Annotated in this window: 1 protein-coding gene; it reads right to left on the bottom strand. The window is 66.3% G+C overall.

The window, feature by feature from the left end; all coding sequences use genetic code 11:
* Positions 1-9 precede the first annotated feature (9 nt).
* Positions 10-1,158 carry a serine/threonine protein kinase gene (locus ACMO6A_RS13585; protein WP_009307323.1) on the bottom strand — a complete coding sequence of 383 codons (1,149 nt, stop codon included), beginning with the start codon at positions 1,156-1,158 and terminating at the stop codon, positions 10-12.
* Positions 1,159-1,197: the final 39 nt, after the last annotated feature.

Raw genomic sequence — 1,197 nt, 5'->3', positions numbered from 1 at the left:
GCTACGCGACTAGTCGTTCCACATCTCCGGGCGAACCAGGGTCGGGTCGGCGACGCGGTTCGGGAAGTAGTCGAGGCACTCGCCCTCGCGGTAGACGTCGGCCGTGGAGCAGTGCAGGCCGCCGCCGAAGGCGTAGGCGCCGCGCAGGTCGACGGGGATGACGTTCATGCCGAGCTTGTCCATCTCCTCTTGCTGGTAGACCTCGGAGGCCTCCACGATGACCGTCTTCGGGTCGAGCACCAGGCAGTTCATGGACAGCCACACGGAGCTGTAGCAGAACTCGGGCGGCTCGGAGTGGGCCGGCTGGGCGGCGTCGACGATCTGCCAGTCGTTGGCCTCGAAGATCGCGCGCTGCTCCTCGGGCAGCTTGCGCTGCGGGTTGTTGATGATCAGGCCGGGGCGCAGCGGCACGAAGGTCGCGTCGATGTGGATCGGGTAGGGGTCGCCCGGGAAGTTCACGGCGTGCACGCGGTGCTCGGGGTAGTAGCGCTGGAACCAGTCCATGGCCGTGCGGTTCGTGGTCAGGCCGTGCTGGATGAACAGGTCCTTGCCCATGCGCATGACGTCGGCGGCGTCCCACATCGGCTCGACTTCCGTCGTGACGAAGTCCTTGTTGGCGGTGCGCACCAGGCGCTCCTCCAGCGAGATCTTCTCGTCGTAGTAGTTGTGCTTGTAGGACTTGTCGGTCAGGCGCGGGCGCGGGGCCTGGGTCCACAGGAAGTCCGGGTCCTCGTCGAAGTACTGCTTCATGAGCGGCCAGTAGGCCAGGTACTCGAAGTAGCGGCAGCGGAAGGAGTTGGCGGAGGCCATGATCTCGTTGCCCATGGTGAGCAGGATGTCGCGGGGCGGCATGCAGGTCATCATCGAGTCGTTGCGGAAGTCGGGCGTGCCGATGGCCTGGTTCCACTGCAGGGGCGTCGGGCGGTCGACGACCACGCCGCGCTCCTCGAGCGCCTTCACGAGGTTCTCGAGGCAGGCGTTGCCGACCTCGACCGTGCGCAGCGGGCGGAGACCCCACATGCCGCGCATCTCGGAGTCGACCGGCACCTTCTCGGAGGTCGCGGGCTCCTCGGGCGGGATGACCGAGTTGTCGCACAGGCCGACGATCACGCGCTTCAGCGGATCCCAGTCGTTCCAAGAATTGACTATCTTCGCCATGACAGTCTCCTTTCTCCGGCAGCGCTTCCGGCGCCGCCT

The organism is Eggerthella sp., assembly GCF_048329335.1.
Lineage (GTDB): Bacteria > Actinomycetota > Coriobacteriia > Coriobacteriales > Eggerthellaceae > Eggerthella > Eggerthella lenta.
Note: the sequence above shows the minus strand (reverse complement) of the source record. Positions and strands in the feature narration are given on the sequence as shown.